Origin of the sequence: Mycobacterium sp. 012931 (assembly GCF_000419295.1) — a bacterium.
Taxonomy (GTDB): Bacteria; Actinomycetota; Actinomycetes; order Mycobacteriales; family Mycobacteriaceae; genus Mycobacterium; species Mycobacterium marinum.
Genome location: NZ_AOPX01000001.1, coordinates 2,885,280 through 2,900,577, shown reverse-complemented (window position 1 = coordinate 2,900,577; position 15,298 = coordinate 2,885,280). Strand labels below are relative to the sequence as shown.

The following is a 15,298-nucleotide window of genomic DNA, read 5'->3' as shown; positions in this document are numbered from 1 at the left end:
CCGAGACCGAGCCGCCAGGGACGACCCCGCCCATCCAAGAGGTTGTTAGCATCAATCGCGATGAGCGCCGCAGCCGCGAAGCTGTCCATTGCCACACCGGTGGTCACACTGCTACCCGGGGTCAGCGCCCCCTGGGAGAAGACCGCCTCGATCGAAGACCTGACCCAGATCGCCGAAACCGCAGACAAGTTGGGCTATTACCATCTGACCTGCAGTGAGCACATCGCGCTGCCAGCCGCGGAGAAACGGCGCCGCGGGACACGCTACTGGGATCCGCTGGCGACGTTGGGTTACCTCGCCGCCCGCACCCAGCGAATCCGGTTGGCTACCAACGTCCTGGTGCTCGGCTATCACCACCCGCTCGAGATCGCCAAGCGCTACGGCACCTTGGACACGGTCAGCAACGGTAGGCTCATCCTCGGCGTCGGCGTCGGTAGCCTCAAAGAAGAATTTGACCTCATCGGTGCGCCGTTTGAAAACCGGGGCGCGCGAGCCGACGACGCGTTGCGCGCGCTGCGCGCCGCATTGTCAGTACCCGAACCCAGATACCACGGCGAGTTCTATTCGTTTCGCGACATGGTGGTCGACCCGTGTGCCGTCCAGAAGCGCCTTCCCATCTGGGTGGGAAGGCGCACCCTGCGTTCGTTGCGGCGAGCCACCAGCCTCGCCGAAGGGTGGGTTCCCTTCGGAATAAGCTTGGGCGAAGTTCGGGACTGGCTGAGCCGCTTCGATATTGGATCAGGATTCGAAGTCGTGCTCAGTTCACCAGAGCCGTTGAACCCGATCGGCGACCCGGAAAGAACCCGGCACCTCCTCGCCGACCTCGCCGCGCACGGCGCCACCACCATCTGCGCCACGTTCGCGCACTCCTCGCGGCAGCAGTACCTGGATAACCTGCACGCACTGGCCGAGCTGGATTCACCGTGATCCGGACCGCCGCGGGGATATTCAGCCTGACCGCAGCCGCGCCGCCCGACGATGACGGCAACTATCTGCGCTGGCACCTGCTCGATCACATGCCCGAGCAATACCAGCTCCCCGGCATCGTGCACGGCCTGCGCTGGATCGCCGATGGAGACTACCTCAGCTCACGGCTGGCCGCTCGCGGACCGCTGGGCAAGATTTGCAACGCGGTGCACTACCTCGTCGGTGAACCCGTGCGGCAGACCTTCGACGACTTTGTGGCACTGGGGCGCACGCTGGCCGACACTGGCCGCTTCCCCGTCAAGCGACCGCTATTGCGGGTGAGCGGTGTGCGCTTGCTGCATCGGCACTCCGCACCGAGCGCGCTTATCTCTGCGGAGGTCGTGCCGTTTCGGCCACACCGCGGGATAGTGCTGATCGTCGAGGAACCTACTGGCACCCGCCCCGATACGTGGCTGCAATGGCTGCACGCCGAACACTACCCGGCGCTGCTGGCCAGCCCTGGCGTTGCGGGAGCTTGGACCTTCGGCTCGAGCACCGCGTGGAATCCGTTGCCACGCGGCTGGTATCCCGGCCCGCAATACATCACCGTCGTGTACCTCGACGGGGATCCGCTGACCGCAACCAACGCGCTGGCGCCGATCGCCGAAGAGCGCTGGCGATCAGGAGCGGTGCAACCGGTGTTCGCCGGACCGATGCGTACGATGGTCACCTGGGAAGTGTGGCCTCAATAGCCAAACGCAGCCCACGTGCCAGGCGGGTAGGGCGGGACTTTGCCGGCGAACACCGCGTCGGTCAAGGCGCAGAGCAGGTCAGAGACGGTTCCGGCATTTGCCAAGGTACTGATCGGGGCACCCGATTCAACGTGTGCCACCACCGCCTGCCAGAAATAGCCGAGACCTCCGTGCTCGTACCAGACAAACCAGTCGACGTCGCGGTGGCCGGCCCGAATCAATCGACGGAAGGGCAGAGCGGGGTCCTCGACCGAATCTGTGCTGTTGAACGGCTCTCCGACATCGGCGATAGGCGGAAGCATTTGCAGCAGAGCGGGTGGCAATTCCCTCATGCTGTGCACTTCCTGTACGGATGTTGTCAATGTGCACTGCGTGTTAGGTACCGCCTTGACCGCCGGGGCAGTGAGCAACGACAGCACGACGCAGCCCAGGGCCCAGGCCGCAAGAACTCGTCGTTTGTCGAACCACCGGGCCGCCACCTTGTTCGCCCACTTTCTGGTGCGCCACCAGGGCTTTCACCCAATTGGACTGTGACCAACGTCTCGCATCGAGCCCCGTGCAACGATGTTAAACGCTGCGGCGGTTCAGATTTCCGCGGGAGGCCAAAAGACGCGGGCGTCAAATCATGCCTATTTGTCAATTATGTGGACATGGACTCCAGTGATCGACAGAATGGGCCCGCCGTGTACACAGGTTTGACACAGCTCTGAACTATTCTGGAATGGAGCTTTACGATAGGACTCAGATGAGCCCATGCGCAGAGACTCAGCTGAGCAGAGTACGACAACATCCCCCGTTTTACCCCACCCGTTTTACCCCGCCCCGTTTTCCAGCCGCTCCGTTGACAATAGCGACGTCAACGGAGAACTCCGAACCCCGTTCACAGTTGACAATGGCAACATACTGTTAGACGACCGCGCACACGTATTCCGTGAGCTGGTGCGCCGCCGACGGCGTTCCCACCAGCGGGACCGCCGATTCATCGGTCTCATTCATTTCACCCTCAGGGAAAATGCGATGAACGGGATGCCTGCGCGGTCAATACCCCCGACGCTTCACACAACGCCATACCCGCCAAACACGAGCCAGTAGACCCATCGGTCACCTGAATCGAAGTCGAACACCCCGCAATCCCGGCGCCGGTCACTGCACCCGGACTGATCACGTCCGGCGCCGACTCATCTGCAACCACCGGTGACACAGCCGTCACCAGGTCCATTCACGAGGCACGGAGCATTGGTCATGAGCTTTATGATGTTGCCGCCAGAGATCAACTCGACCCGCTTGTACACCGGCCCGGGCTCGGCCTCGCTCAGGGCCGCCTCGGCAAGCTGGAACAGCGTCTCGGTCGGATTGCATTCCGCCGCCGAGTCTTACCGGGCCATGATCGCAGACCTGACCAGCTTCCAATGGCTGGGTCCGTCTTCGGCCGCAATGGTCGCCTCAGTGCTGCCCTATGTTGGTTGGCTAGAGGCCACTGCCGTCCAGGCAGGACACTCGGCCATGCAGGCCTCGGCCGCGGCCGCGGCCTACGAGCAGGCGTTCGCGATGACGGTGCCGCCGCCGGCCATCGCCGTCAACCGCGCCGAACTCGCGGCACTGATTGCCACGAACTTCTTCGGCCAAAACACCGCGGCGATCGCGGCCAACGAAGCCGAATACGCCGAGATGTGGGCCACCGACGCCACCGCGATGACCAGCTACTCCTCCACCTCGGCCGCCGCAAGAGCGTTGACCCCCTTCACTTCCCCGCATCAGACCACCAACCCCGCCGGCCTGGGCGCTCAAAGCGCCGCAGTGGCCAACTCCACCGCCAATGTGGCCGCTGACAGCGGCAACTGGCTAGGAAATCTGATCGACGCCATAGGTGTTGCGCTCCTGCCGATCGCTCCCGAACTCTCAGCAATCCTGATACCGCTGGGAGAGCTGATCAACATGATCCCCTTCCCATCGTTTTTGGCCGACGACTTCACCATCCTCGACGGCCTGCTGGCGTTCTACGCGACGATCGGTTCGATGCAGGACATCCAGTCGATGGGCAGCGGAATCATCGGCACCGACGACACGCTGGGCCTCATCCCCCACGCCGCCGCCGACGCCCCCAACGCGCTCGCCGCACTCGGTGGTGAGCCGGCGCTGGGCGCCGAACTGGGCCCGATCGCAGCAGAGCTGACCAGTGGCAACAGAATTGGCCAAATGTCGGTCCCGCCCAGCTGGACCGAGCCGAAGGTCACCACCATCAAAGCGCTGCAGGCCACCCCGCTGACCACCCTGCCCACCGACGAGGTTCCCGCATCCGGCATCCCCGGAATGCCCGGAATGGCAATGACCGGAACAGGCCGCGGCGGCGTCACACCCCGATACGGAGTGCGACTGACCGTGATGCCCCGCCCATTCTCCGGCGGATAACCAGGCCGTAACCGGGCCCGTCCGGCAGTTCACCGCGCCGAGGGCCGCGTCCGAAACGGCAACTGCGCCATTGCGCTAGCGCAGGGCTTTGGCGACCGAGCAGTCGTGGTCCTGCAGGGTCTCTGCGGCAACCGGATCTTCGTCCGTTCCCTCGACTACCAGCAGTAGGAACCGATCCGGCGCCACGTTGGCGAGCGCGACCGAGGCGTTTTCCATCTTCTTGCCATCGGCGGCCACCTTATCGTGAATGTCGCGGAATAGGTTCTTGGACTTGAGGGTGTCGGTGTTCACCGCCAAGACGTGATAACTATTGCCACCCAAATCGACCGGGAGCTGCTTCCAGCGAACGTAGTCAGCTGCGTTGACCTCCTTCAAAGTGGCCAATGTCGCTGGTGACGAACACGATATGTGAATGTGCAGCTGATCTTGGCTGCGTGCATTCTTTGCATTGATCGTGAGCACCAGATGGGACTCCGGAAGCGCGTTGTTCAGCCGAGCAGTCACCGCGAATCGATCGGCCCAGGCCTCATAGAGGTACTTACCAGTCGACGGCTCCTGCAGGGCCTGATCCTCGATTCCACTGACCCGGGCCAGTGGTAGCAACAGGAACTGATATGGGTCACCGGCGGCCTTGTACAAGGCGATGCCGGAGCTTTCGTCCACCAGCGTGCAGGGGGCATAAGCACCCGTACGTTGATAGTCACGCTCGCACCGGTCGTGCACAATCTTCCAAAGTTGATCCCGGTCGGCCGGTGGCCGGGTAGCCGGCGTTACCGCTCCTCGCGCACCAGCCAAGGTCCCCACCACGGCCGCCACCAGAGCCACCACCAACACGCCGCGATGCGCGAGCCCGGCAATCGCTTTGGACAATTTCAGCCTGCAGGCTGAAACGGTTGGCCGAAGGGCATCCAGCCGCGTTCGTGCTGCGCTCTGCACAAAATCCGCCTCACTGTCCGCGCGATTCACTGTCCCTGAACGTTTTTCGCCCATCTAGATCATCTGTATAGCACGAGATCGTCGGGCCGAAGAGAGACGGGTTCGCCGTGATTCGATCTGGTCACCGCCGCTCCTGCGGGGTTACTAAAACCGTTCGACAACCAGTTGCGCGAACGCGTGATCGGTCGAACTCTGGCCGTCCGGGGTCTTGATGTCGGGGTCGTAGATCTCCAGCTTGATCCCATCGAGCTTGATGCCATTTTGATGGCCGAAGTAGTAGTTCGTCGTCTTGCCAGGGCTCCGGCGTTAACGCCGGAGCCCTGGTCGTCTTGCGGACCGTGAGGATCCCGTTGATGATGCTCTTTTGGGCATACAGGGGGTCTTGCAGGGACCCGAGAATCTCGGCCTTCTTCTCGTCGGCATTCCAGAAGAACGCGTATCCGGGCGCTGAGTAGGTGGCAGCCTGCTGCTGTGGTGTCAGCTGAAACCCGAACAGGGTCAGCGACCAACCATCAATGCGGTAGGTACCCGGCTGTAACGTCAGCCGGCCATTCGACTTGTCATACTTGATGTAACCGTGCGCATCCATGTTCACGTCATTGAATACGCGGACATTCATACCCGGTTTCATCGGCATGTTGCTCAGGCCTCGTTCGGTGAACGCACCCCAAAGGCGTGGCTCCGGCGGCGCACCCACACAGCCCGTGAGGGCCAGCGCCAGCACACCAACCAGTAGCAACAACCGGTACCCTATCGGGGGTTTCTGCTGGGCCCGGCGCTTCACAGCAACGGCCGACGTTCGATCGCGGCTGACACCTGCTCGGTCATCCAATAGCTAACCGCCATCGACCGGTCCCCACTCGGAAAGCCGATGCCTTCAAAAATGACTTCGCCAACCGCCGCCGGCAGGCTGACATTTTGCCGCCGGTGCCGCCAGGTCAACCGGTAGGAGGCTCCACTCCGTTGTATTCGCAGATCGAGATCACCGGTTAAATCACCGGCGGCATCGAAATATTGGGCCCGGTAATCGCCGGGAAAACCATTGGAAGTGTCGCCTCGCGCGCGGCCGACACCGATCGCACCGCCGGACTTCATCGCCGCCGTCGACAGATACCGTGCATTGATCACGCCGTCTTGCTCATTGCTAATGTGATATTCGCCAACGCCGATTACCCGGGTACTGATCATGTGCAGCATGGTAAGCCGGTGGCGGATGGCTTCGCCGAAGTAGCGGTTCTCAATGACTAAGCTCACGGAGTCCGGCGTCAACCAAGGAGGCATACCTGATGGCATACGAGCAACCACGACACCGGGCGCGCAGTCCGTTCTGGAAGTCGTTGGCTGTCTTCTGGTTAGCACTCTCTGTTGCCGCATGCTCATCGAGTACCACTGGCGCCGAAGGCGCTTCGACCAACGCCAACGGCACAGACAACGCGCTCGAGGGAGTAACGGTTCCCGACGCGTTCACACCGCTGACCATCGCGCCAATCAGCCGGCCGACGTTTCCGTTCCCCGGCACCGACGGCAAGTACCACCTGGCGTACGACGTGCAGATCACCAACGCCACCGGGGCTCCGGCGGCCCTCACCAGCGTCGATGTAGTCGACGCCCAGGACCCCAGCAAGGTACTCACCTCGTTCTCGGGTACCCAGTTGGTCGACCCCAAGTGCAGCTATGGAAACTGCAACCGGCTGCGACAGCTGACCGGAAGACCGTCAACCGATTTCACCATCCCGCCACAAGGATCACGTGCGCTGCTGCTTGACTTCACGTTCGACAAGTTGGCGCAGTTCCCCAAGGCGGTGATGCTGCGGCTGCATGGCGCCGGGGTGACTGCCCCGGGCTCAAGCGCCGAATCCGGCCCCTTGGACACCCTGGGTGCGCCGTTCGACATCTCGGCCGGCACGCCGCGGGTGATCAGTCCGCCGCTGCGCGGCAACAACTGGGTGGCGTTCAACGGCTGCTGTGAACCGGGTTGGGCCCATCGCGACTCCATCCTCCCGCTGAACATGAAGCTGAACAACAGCCAGCGCTTCGCCATCGACTGGATGAGAACAAACGACCAGGGCAACTTTTTCGCCGGCGACAAGACCAACAACGACAGCTATATCTCCTACGGCAGCAGCGTGTATGCGGTGGCCGACGGCACCGTGACCTCGACGCTCGATGACATGGAAGCCAACGTGCCGGGCATCCTGCCGGCATCGGATCCGGCATTGGCGGCGAAGATAACGGTGGACAACGTCGATGGTAACCACATTGTCCTCGACATCGGCGGTGGCGCGTATGCGATGTATGCCCACCTCATCAAAGGCTCGCTGCTGGTCAAACCGGGCGACAAGGTGAAAAAGGGCCAAGAGATCGCAAAGCTGGGCAATACCGGCAATTCGAACGCCCCACATCTGCACTTCCAGCTGATGGACGGCCCTTCGCTGCTGGAAGCCGATGCACTGCCCTACGTGCTGGACACCTTCAGCTACCAGGGACAGGTCAGCCCGGCGACCGTCTGGGATGCCGACAACTACCTCAGCGGCTCCTTCTTCGGACCTGACCGGCTCGCGGCCCCGGAGCCTCGCACCAAGCAGCTTCCGGTCTTGCTGGCAATCGTGAACTTCGGGTAAGCCGCCGCCGGGCACACCCGCGGTGGTTGGAATAGTGCACAGGAGAATGGTCTTGGACATCTTCGCCGAATGGCAAAGCGGTGCTTCGACATTACGCTGGCGTTCAACCACTGCCGCCAATGCCGATGCCGAGGTCACGGTGTTCACCCGCCGTTGTGGCACACCCGACGCGCCAGCCCTGGTCCTGGTTCACGGCTTCCCAACCTCCAGCATCGACTACTTCGCATTGGCGCGCGAACTGGGCTCGGAGTTCGACATCTATGTGCTGGACTTCCCGGGCTACGGGCTGTCCGACAAGCCGCGGCAACCTTACGTCTACTCGTTGTATGACGATGCCCGTCTGCTCGTTCACGCGATCAGACGGGTCTGGAAGCTCACCGAGTTCCGGATGCTCACCCACGACCGCGGCAGCAGCGTCGGCATGATCGCACTGGGAATGCTGGCCGCTGAGGATCCACCGGCGCTGCCCATCGACCTCATCATCACCAACGCCAACATCTACCTTCCGCTGTCGAACCTCACCGCATTCCAAACCGCGCTGCTCGACCCCGCGACGGCACGAGCCACCGCCGCCGCGACGACGCCCGAGCTACTCGCGGCCGGTCTCGGTGCGAGTACCTTCATGCCACGCAGGGCACTGGAAGATCCCGAGATCACCGCTTTGGCAAGGTGTTTTGCGCATAACGATGGAATCCAGGCACTACCAGACACAGTTCAGTATCTGCATGAACGTGCTGCAGGTGAAACCCATTGGCTTGAATCACTTTCCACGATAACCGTCAACACCACGCTGGTGTGGGGACTGCACGACACCGTCGCGCCGCTGCGTGTCCCCAACCATGTATGGCAGGCGTATCTGAAGAACCAACCCGGCCGAAGCCGCTACTGGGTGGTTCCCACCGCCGACCATTACCTGCAATGCGACGCCCCGGCGGAGCTAGCCGAGATCGTGCGTGTCACCGCCGCGGGCGGGGACGTTGCCCTGCAGACGCTCGGAGACCGGGCCGATGGCGCGGTTCTGGTCGATCAATGCGATGGTCCCGCTTAGCCGAAAGTGGGCCACAGGGCGTTGTTTCGGCACCGCCCGCGCCGCTGCGCTACTAACACCCTTGGGCCGCGTCAGGTCACGGCGAGGTGATGCGGGCAATAGTAGGTCGCCGAGATGACCGCAAAGTGCGCGGCAGCGTCCATGTCGAAGCCGGGGTTGCGCGCCGTCACTTCCTGAACTACGGCCAGACCGGATTCACCACGATCCAGGCACACGCACACCGCTCGGGCGGCATCGATTGCTTGGGCTGGGCTGGGATAGGTGATGCCGATCCGCTGCAAAGCGACCAGGAATCCGACATCATCGCCGGCGCGGGCAACACCGGCAACCCACACCGGCGCACCGAATACGACCGCGGCGCACACGCCCATTACCGCGATTAGCAATTTCATTGGCTCACACCGCCTTTGATCGGGGGCTGGCCGGCCTGAATCCCGCTGCACGATGCCTTGCCGGGCATTGGCGCATCGCAAAGGCCCGGCCAAGTCCGGCACCTGCAGCGAGATTGCAGCGAACTTCACTGCGATACCACCAAGGTTACCGATGCTCGACGCGGCCCGCAAAGATGCCGACCCGCCACTTGCGAGCGCTGGGAATAGATTCGGCAGACCGGCAGCCACCGAGACCGGGTGGGGGCTAATGCCGCACGGTTGACCCGTCCAGATTTTGCCGCGTATCCTCGAAAGGAAAATAGGCGGTGGCCTCGTCCAGACCCGGCGACTAAATGCCAACGGTCTTTGGGACTCGATGACTGCCGTTGGGCGGCTCGATCGCAGAGCTAGGAGGGCGGTCCATGAACGGCTCACCGGATTCTCAGATGCTGCGACAGCCGACTACGCGGTCCTTTCTAGCCCAACCGTTGCGCGTCGCGATCGCCGGCGATTGGCATTCCGACGCCAAGTACGCCGTCGGCGCGATCGAGCACGCCGCCAAACGCGAAGCGACAGTGCTGATTCAGCTCGGCGATTTCGGCTATAACTTCACCGACGAGTATCTGGATTCGCTCGAAGAAGCTTTGGACCGGTGCGGGATGGTCTTGGGGTTCGTCGACGGCAACCACGAGAACTTCGAACGATTGCTTGGTTGGCCCATCGACCAGGACGGTCTGCGATACCTGCGTGGTCACCTCGCGCACCTGCCGCGGGGTTTTCGTTGGCTATGGGGCCAGACCCGGTGTCTGGCCCTCGGTGGCGCCTATTCGATCGACCGTTTCCTGCGCAAGCGGGGCCGCTCCTGGTGGGAGCAGGAGCTACTGACCATGCGCCAGGCGAATGCTGCGGCGGCCGCCGGAGAAGCCGATGCCATGTTTTGTCACGACTGCCCGGCCGGAATCACCGTTCCCAGCGCGGCGCGCGACCGGCGCGGGTTCCCGGAACTCGAGCTGCGTCGGTCCGAGCTGCATCGCGAGCGGCTGCGCTGCGTTGTCGACGCCGTCCGCCCGGGTCGGCTTTGGCACGGACACTTTCACCACCGTTATCAGGCGGTACTGCACGGGCAGGGTTATCGCACCGTGGTGGACTGCCTGAGCAAAAACGGGCATCCCATCGACAACAACATGGTGGTAGTCAACCTCGCCGCTCTGGGATCGCACCGGCTGAGTAGTCGCGGGACCGACGGGCCTTCGAATTCGGACTTGACCCACCGAGAGGCCGTCGGTTAACTAGCAGCGGCGATGGGGCTCGCCAGGAAGCTCGACTTCTGAACCGCCAGCCGGCTGATGGCACCTGCGAACAAAGGAGTCCCAGGTGGCATATCCAAACTCCCGCGCTTGTCCTGCGCCGCGCGTGGCCCGAATCGAGCTGCGCCGCAACGGTGGTCATCCCATAGGCACACACCGACCCGATGCCCACGAGGCGAACATCGGTTGCAGCGGCGGCGCTGCGGCATGAAAACTCCTAGGCAGCACGGCTTCAGGGGCCGGCATGGATGACGATTGCCTCAAGGTGAGCGCCTACTTGGGTGAGCGGCGCCGAACCGACGACGGCTTCCTGGCCGATGTGCTGCTCAGCCTCTACCAAGAACACAACATCGCGTCCAGCGTCGTGCTGCGCGGAGCCGGTGGATTCGGGACGGGACGCCACCTGCGGACCGACCAATCGCTGACCCTCTCCGAGGATCCGCCCGTGGTGATCATCGGTACCGACCGTAGGCCCAAAATCGAGGCATTACTCGACCCGGTGCTTGCCATCAAGCAACGAGGGCTGCTCACTCTCGAGCGCGCCCGCATGGTGCGCGGGGACCTGCCACCACTGGAATTGTCAGAGCAACTTCACGAAGCCGCCAAGTTGACCGTCTACGTTGGCCGCAAAGAACGCGCCTACGGTATGCCCGCCTATCTGGCCATCTGCGATCTGATGTACCGACGCCAACTGGCTGGTGCCTCGGTTTTCCTGGGTGTTGACGGCACCGCGCACAGGCGGCGGCAACGCGCCATGTTCTTCGGCCGTAACGCCGACGTCCCGATGATGATCATTGCCGTTGGCTCGGGCGATCGCATCCGTCGGGTACTGCCGGAGCTCGGTGGGCTATTGCGCCGTCCACTGATCACGCTCGAACGAGTTCGGGTTTGCAAGCGTGACGGTGAACTGCTGGGCCGTCCCCATGCCCTGCCCGCAGCCGACGAACACGGTCTGCCGCTGTGGCAGAAGCTGATGATCTACACCTCCGAATCGGCCCGGCACGACGGGGTTCCCATTCACCGGGCCATCGTGCGACGCCTATACCGGCGCCGGAGGCCCGACGGGGCTACCGTGCTGCGCGGCATCTGGGGCTTCAACGGCGAACATCAGCCCCACGGCGACAAGCTGTTCGCACTGGGCCGCCAAGTGCCGGTCGTCACCATCGTGATCGATACCCCGACCAACATCGCCGAATCATTCGAAGTGGTTGACGAATTGACCCGCGAACATGGATTGGTCACCAGTGAAATGGTGCCCGCCTTGGTATCTGACGACGGCGATGGCGGTCGGGGCGGACCGGTCATCGCCCGCTACGACTACTAGCCAGGTGGCACAGCCCAAGCCACGTCCGGTGAAGTCGGTACCGCACAGCCCGCTAACGTAATCGCCCATGAACCCCAACCCGCTCGAGCAACTGACACTCGAGCAACTACGCACCCGGACAAGCATGAAGTGGCGTGCGCACCCGGCCGATGTCTTGCCCTTATGGGTGGCGGAGATGGACGTGAACCTGGCACCCACGGTGGCCGCCGCGCTTCATCGAGCGGTCGACAACGGCGATACCGGATACCCCTACGGCACCGCATATGCCGAAGCCCTTGCCGAATTCGCTGCGCTGCGTTGGCAATGGCACGACCTGGAGGTCGGCCGGACGGCGATCGTTCCGGACGTGATGATGGGCATCGTTGAGATGCTGCGTCTGGTCACCGATCGCGGTGACACCGTGATCGTCAATTCACCGGTGTACGCCCCGTTCTACGCATTCGTGTCACACGACGGCCGAAGGGTGGTCGAAGCGCCGCTGGGCACTGATGGCCGGATCGACCTGGACGCGCTGGAAGAGGCCTTCGCTCACGCGCGCCGCGCAGGTGGCAACGTGGCTTACCTGTTGTGCAATCCCCACAATCCGACCGGTGCCGTGCACAGCTGCGACGAACTGCGCGGCGTCGCCGAACGCGCCCGTCGATATGACGTGCGGGTGGTGTCGGACGAGATTCATGCTCCCCTGGTCTTTTCCGGAGCACGTTTCACCCCGTACCTGACGGTGCCCGGCTCCGAGAATGCGCTGTCGCTGACATCGGCCACCAAGGCGTGGAATCTGGGTGGCGTCAAGGCGGCGTTGGCTGTTGCCGGTCCGGAGGCCGCCGCCGATCTACGCCGGATGCCGGAAGAGGTCAGCCACGGGCCGAGTCACCTGGGCATCATTGCGCACACCGAAGCGTTCCGAACCGGCGGCGACTGGCTTGACGCGCTGCTGGCCGGACTGGACGCAAACCGCACGTTGTTGAGCGATCTGGTGGACGCGCAGCTTCCCGGGGTGCGGCTGCGATGGCCGCAGGGCACCTACCTGGCCTGGCTGGACTGTCGAGACCTCGGAATTTCCGAGCAGGATGCGTCCGGTCTTGCGGTGGTGTCAGATCTATCCGGGCCGGCCAGCTGGTTCCTCGATCACGCCCGAGTGGCGTTGAGTTCGGGCCACGTGTTCGGAACCGGCGGAGACGGGCACGTGCGCATGAATTTCGCTACGTCCCAGGCCATTCTGACTGAGGCAGTGACGCGGATGGGCAAGGCGCTCGGCGAGCTGCGGTAGCCCTCAGCCTTGCCCCGCCGGCGCGACGCCGCTGCGCTGGTCCAACCCGGCAATGACCCACTTGGCCCATTCGATTTCCTGTTGGGCCCACCGCAACCCTTGCTCCAGCGCGGCCCGGGCAAAGAAGGAGTCGTCATCCTCAGCCCAGTCGTAGGCGTAGCGGATCCGTTCGTAGTGCGTCTTTTCCTGCTCGGACAAAGACAACAACGATTCCAGGTAGCTACGGGCCTGACTGGGATCTAGCTGGCCGAGCAGGAAGACCCGCAGCAGCGCGGCATTGCGGACCGGTGGGTCCTGCTGCGGCGAAGTCATCCATCGGTAGAGTTCGGTGCGTCCCGCGTCAGTGATCGCGTACTCCTTGCGCCCCCGTGGCCCCAGGTCCGAGGACTTGATTAGTCCGGCAGCAGCCAGCTTGTTAAGCTCACTGTAGAGCTGACTCTGCGTTGCTGGCCAGACGTTGTTCATCGACAGCTGAAACCGCTTTAGCAGGTCATATCCACTTCCCGGCTCCTGGGAGAGCAGCCCCAACGCCGCATGTCGCAGGCTCACCCAACCATACTAACCCTCCAGTTTTGACATGTCACCAATGCCATGCCAACATTGACATGTCACTTTTGACATGTCGATATTGGAATGTCGGAAACGTAAGGAGTACAGGTGATTCAAAGTGCCCGCCCGAGTGTGCCTGCCTTCTGCAGCGTCGACAACGACAAGCAGCCGGATCGGCCACCGGCCAAGGTCTTCAGCCCCGCACGCGCCCTCGATGGGTTCCTTCGCTCGCCGCTTGCGGGAATCGCCCCATGGGCACTGCTAGCAATCCTGTCCGGACCCGGGCGCTTCGAGCTGGCGGCGGCCGGCGCGTTGGGGCTCTCCGCGCTGGTGATGCTTGCCGGCCTCAGCCGTGGCGTCAGGGTTCACGCCCTCGAGGTCTTCGGCACCGCGTTCTTCGGCGCCATGTTGGTCGTCGGCCTGTTCGCGACCGACAACGCAATCCAGTGGCTCGAGTTGTGGTCCGGGGAGCTCACCAACGCCGCCCTAGCCTGTTTTGCCTGGCTCACCCTGCTGATCAGACGGCCATTCACGATGGCCTACGCCAAAGACACCACGCCACCGGAGCATTGGGACAGCCCCTTGTTCAAAAAGATCAACACGGTGATCACCATCGTGTGGGCGGGCGCCTTCACCTTTGCGGGAACCGTCGGCTTCATCGGCGACTACTTGTGGCATGACGGCACCAACTTCTCGACCGGGTGGATCCTTCAATTGGCGGCGATCTTCTTCGCGGCGGCGATTACCGACTTCTACCCGGACTACGCCGCCGCCAAGTTCGATTTGGCCAACGGCGAGCCGGCGCTGGTTCCCTCCGTCCTACAGACTGTCGGCTGGTTGCCGTCCTTCCTCACGGTCACCGGAATTGCGGGTCTGCTCACCAACTCGGTTGACTCCCTCGCCGCGATCGCGCTGATTGTGGCCGGCAATGTCGCATCCAGCATCCTGGCGAAAGTTCTTCCGAAGCAGACGAAATCGTAGCGACGCCACGAGCAAGTCTCAGCCGGTAGCAGCCAGCACGGCGGTAGCGAGCTCGGGGCGGCATACCACCAAATCGGGAAGCTTGGGGTCCGGCCGGTTGTAGGTCAATGCCGACCCGTCGATACGAGACGTATGCAGCCCAGCGGATCGGGCCACCGCCACCGGGGCGGCCGAGTCCCACTCGAACTGCCCGCCGGCATGGACATACACATCGGCCAAGCCCTGCACGACCGATGCCACCTTGGCCCCGGCAGAGCCCATTTCCACCAAGGTGCCATCCAACGCGTCGCGCACAGCCAGCGCGATGGCCGGTGGACGAGTCCGCGAAACCACGATGCGCGGCCTGTCGGGTGCCGCCGGGGGTGGCTCGACGTGTGGTGTCGCCAAGGTGATGCCCTGCGCCGGGAGCGCCACGGCCCCGGCGACGAGCTGGCCGGCCTGCCACAGCGCGACATGCACCGCCCAGTCGACGCGGCCGAGTTCGGAGAATTCGCGGGTGCCGTCGAGCGGATCAACGATCCAGACTCGCTCGCTGCGTAGCCGGACGGGGTCGTCGGCACCCTCCTCGGAGAGCACCGCGTCCCCGGGACGCTCGGCGGCCAGCTTGTCCATCAGAAAGTCATGAGATCGCTTGTCCCCCGCCGCCTTACGCTGGGCACCCTCGGCTGCGGCGAACTCCTCCCGCACTCCGAGCAGCAGGCGACCTGCCTCGGTGGCCAGCCACGCAGCCACAGCGTGGTCGTTCATCCAACACCCATTTCCGGCGATAGATTGGTAATTCTTACCCAAATTACATCACTGGCCAAGCAGGTAAATCTTCCTCCGCA

At 63.3% G+C, this 15,298-nt stretch carries 16 protein-coding genes and 1 riboswitch; of the genes, 9 read left to right on the top strand and 7 right to left on the bottom strand.

Going from position 1 to position 15,298, the window contains the following annotated elements:
- Positions 1–60: 60 nt before the first annotated feature.
- Together MMSP_RS12860 and MMSP_RS12855 are read left to right on the top strand one after the other, a co-directional pair.
- A complete protein-coding gene (locus MMSP_RS12860) occupies positions 61–927 on the top strand; it encodes a TIGR03619 family F420-dependent LLM class oxidoreductase (protein ID WP_020786949.1) in 867 nt (288 codons plus the stop codon).
- Positions 924–1,658 (top strand): hypothetical protein, encoded by a 735-nt coding sequence (locus MMSP_RS12855; protein ID WP_015356320.1) that lies wholly within the window; start codon positions 924–926, stop codon positions 1,656–1,658. Before MMSP_RS12860 ends, MMSP_RS12855 begins: the two co-directional genes overlap by 4 nt.
- Here MMSP_RS12855 and MMSP_RS12850 read toward each other — a convergent pair.
- Positions 1,652–1,990: a hypothetical protein gene (locus MMSP_RS12850; protein ID WP_020786948.1), complete on the bottom strand. Its 339-nt coding sequence runs from the start codon at positions 1,988–1,990 to the stop codon at positions 1,652–1,654. The two genes, MMSP_RS12855 and MMSP_RS12850, sit on opposite strands and share 7 nt — an antisense overlap.
- A 910-nt stretch (positions 1,991–2,900) precedes the next feature.
- Between MMSP_RS12850 and MMSP_RS12845 the strand changes: the two genes are divergently transcribed.
- Positions 2,901–4,067: a PPE family protein gene (locus tag MMSP_RS12845; protein WP_084472566.1), complete on the top strand. Its 1,167-nt coding sequence runs from the start codon at positions 2,901–2,903 to the stop codon at positions 4,065–4,067.
- A gap of 75 nt (positions 4,068–4,142) precedes the next feature.
- Here the strand turns inward: MMSP_RS12845 and MMSP_RS12840 are convergent, their stop codons facing one another.
- The 3 genes from MMSP_RS12840 to MMSP_RS12830 all read right to left on the bottom strand — a co-directional run bounded on the left by MMSP_RS12840 (position 4,143) and on the right by MMSP_RS12830 (position 6,272).
- Entirely contained in the window at positions 4,143–5,033 is an 891-nt protein-coding gene (locus tag MMSP_RS12840) for a CDP-diacylglycerol diphosphatase (RefSeq protein ID WP_020786945.1), read from the bottom strand.
- A 91-nt stretch (positions 5,034–5,124) separates the two neighbouring features.
- Positions 5,125–5,745 carry a hypothetical protein gene (locus MMSP_RS12835; RefSeq protein ID WP_235065737.1) on the bottom strand — a complete coding sequence of 207 codons (621 nt, stop codon included), beginning with the start codon at positions 5,743–5,745 and terminating at the stop codon, positions 5,125–5,127.
- 38 nt (positions 5,746–5,783) lie between these two features.
- Positions 5,784–6,272 carry a hypothetical protein gene (locus MMSP_RS12830; protein WP_231395635.1) on the bottom strand — a complete coding sequence of 163 codons (489 nt, stop codon included), beginning with the start codon at positions 6,270–6,272 and terminating at the stop codon, positions 5,784–5,786.
- A 17-nt stretch (positions 6,273–6,289) separates the two neighbouring features.
- On the opposite strand from MMSP_RS12830, the gene MMSP_RS12825 reads away from it, so the two are divergent.
- Both MMSP_RS12825 and MMSP_RS12820 read left to right on the top strand, forming a co-directional pair.
- Positions 6,290–7,624 carry a M23 family metallopeptidase gene (locus MMSP_RS12825; RefSeq protein ID WP_015356324.1) on the top strand — a complete coding sequence of 445 codons (1,335 nt, stop codon included), beginning with the start codon at positions 6,290–6,292 and terminating at the stop codon, positions 7,622–7,624.
- Positions 7,625–7,676: 52 nt separating this feature from the next.
- Positions 7,677–8,672 (top strand): alpha/beta fold hydrolase, encoded by a 996-nt coding sequence (locus MMSP_RS12820; protein WP_011740650.1) that lies wholly within the window; start codon positions 7,677–7,679, stop codon positions 8,670–8,672.
- Positions 8,673–8,743: 71 nt separating this feature from the next.
- Here MMSP_RS12820 and MMSP_RS12815 read toward each other — a convergent pair whose 3' ends face one another.
- Positions 8,744–9,064, bottom strand: a complete 321-nt coding sequence (locus MMSP_RS12815; protein WP_015356326.1) for a DUF732 domain-containing protein — start codon at positions 9,062–9,064, stop codon at positions 8,744–8,746.
- Positions 9,065–9,465: 401 nt separating this feature from the next.
- Between MMSP_RS12815 and MMSP_RS12810 the strand changes: the two genes are divergently transcribed.
- From MMSP_RS12810 to MMSP_RS12800, 3 genes are all read left to right on the top strand, one after another.
- Complete coding sequence (locus MMSP_RS12810) at positions 9,466–10,332, top strand: metallophosphoesterase (protein WP_020786942.1); 867 nt, start codon at positions 9,466–9,468, stop codon at positions 10,330–10,332.
- Positions 10,332–10,406, top strand: a riboswitch (Fluoride riboswitch). Its footprint overlaps the gene before it by 1 nt.
- A gap of 188 nt (positions 10,407–10,594) precedes the next feature.
- Entirely contained in the window at positions 10,595–11,674 is a 1,080-nt protein-coding gene (locus MMSP_RS12805; protein WP_020786941.1) for a DUF190 domain-containing protein, read from the top strand.
- A gap of 67 nt (positions 11,675–11,741) precedes the next feature.
- A complete protein-coding gene (locus MMSP_RS12800) occupies positions 11,742–12,941 on the top strand; it encodes a MalY/PatB family protein (RefSeq protein ID WP_020725778.1) in 1,200 nt (399 codons plus the stop codon).
- Between the two features lie 3 nt (positions 12,942–12,944).
- Here MMSP_RS12800 and MMSP_RS12795 read toward each other — a convergent pair whose 3' ends face one another.
- Positions 12,945–13,490, bottom strand: a complete 546-nt coding sequence (locus MMSP_RS12795; RefSeq protein WP_020786940.1) for a PadR family transcriptional regulator — start codon at positions 13,488–13,490, stop codon at positions 12,945–12,947.
- A gap of 108 nt (positions 13,491–13,598) precedes the next feature.
- Here MMSP_RS12795 and MMSP_RS12790 point away from each other — a divergent pair, with 108 nt between their 5' ends.
- Positions 13,599–14,471, top strand: coding sequence for a hypothetical protein (locus MMSP_RS12790; RefSeq protein WP_020786939.1), 873 nt, complete (start codon positions 13,599–13,601; stop codon positions 14,469–14,471).
- A gap of 18 nt (positions 14,472–14,489) precedes the next feature.
- On the opposite strand, the gene MMSP_RS12785 is transcribed toward MMSP_RS12790, so the two are convergent.
- Positions 14,490–15,218 carry a 3'(2'),5'-bisphosphate nucleotidase CysQ gene (locus MMSP_RS12785; protein ID WP_020786938.1) on the bottom strand — a complete coding sequence of 243 codons (729 nt, stop codon included), beginning with the start codon at positions 15,216–15,218 and terminating at the stop codon, positions 14,490–14,492.
- Positions 15,219–15,298: the final 80 nt, after the last annotated feature.

What these genes read in the sequence shown, in the direction of transcription:
- MMSP_RS12860 (WP_020786949.1), top strand. Translation starts at nt 61, where the DNA reads ATGAGCGCCGCAGCCGCGAAGCTGTCCATTGCCACACCGGTGGTCACA.
- MMSP_RS12850 (WP_020786948.1), bottom strand. Translation starts at nt 1,990, where the DNA reads ATGAGGGAATTGCCACCCGCTCTGCTGCAAATGCTTCCGCCTATCGCC.
- MMSP_RS12845 (WP_084472566.1), top strand. Translation starts at nt 2,901, where the DNA reads ATGAGCTTTATGATGTTGCCGCCAGAGATCAACTCGACCCGCTTGTAC.
- MMSP_RS12825 (WP_015356324.1), top strand. Translation starts at nt 6,290, where the DNA reads ATGGCATACGAGCAACCACGACACCGGGCGCGCAGTCCGTTCTGGAAG.
- MMSP_RS12815 (WP_015356326.1), bottom strand. Translation starts at nt 9,064, where the DNA reads ATGAAATTGCTAATCGCGGTAATGGGCGTGTGCGCCGCGGTCGTATTC.
- MMSP_RS12810 (WP_020786942.1), top strand. Translation starts at nt 9,466, where the DNA reads ATGAACGGCTCACCGGATTCTCAGATGCTGCGACAGCCGACTACGCGG.
- MMSP_RS12805 (WP_020786941.1), top strand. Translation starts at nt 10,595, where the DNA reads ATGGATGACGATTGCCTCAAGGTGAGCGCCTACTTGGGTGAGCGGCGC.
- MMSP_RS12800 (WP_020725778.1), top strand. Translation starts at nt 11,742, where the DNA reads ATGAACCCCAACCCGCTCGAGCAACTGACACTCGAGCAACTACGCACC.
- MMSP_RS12785 (WP_020786938.1), bottom strand. Translation starts at nt 15,218, where the DNA reads ATGAACGACCACGCTGTGGCTGCGTGGCTGGCCACCGAGGCAGGTCGC.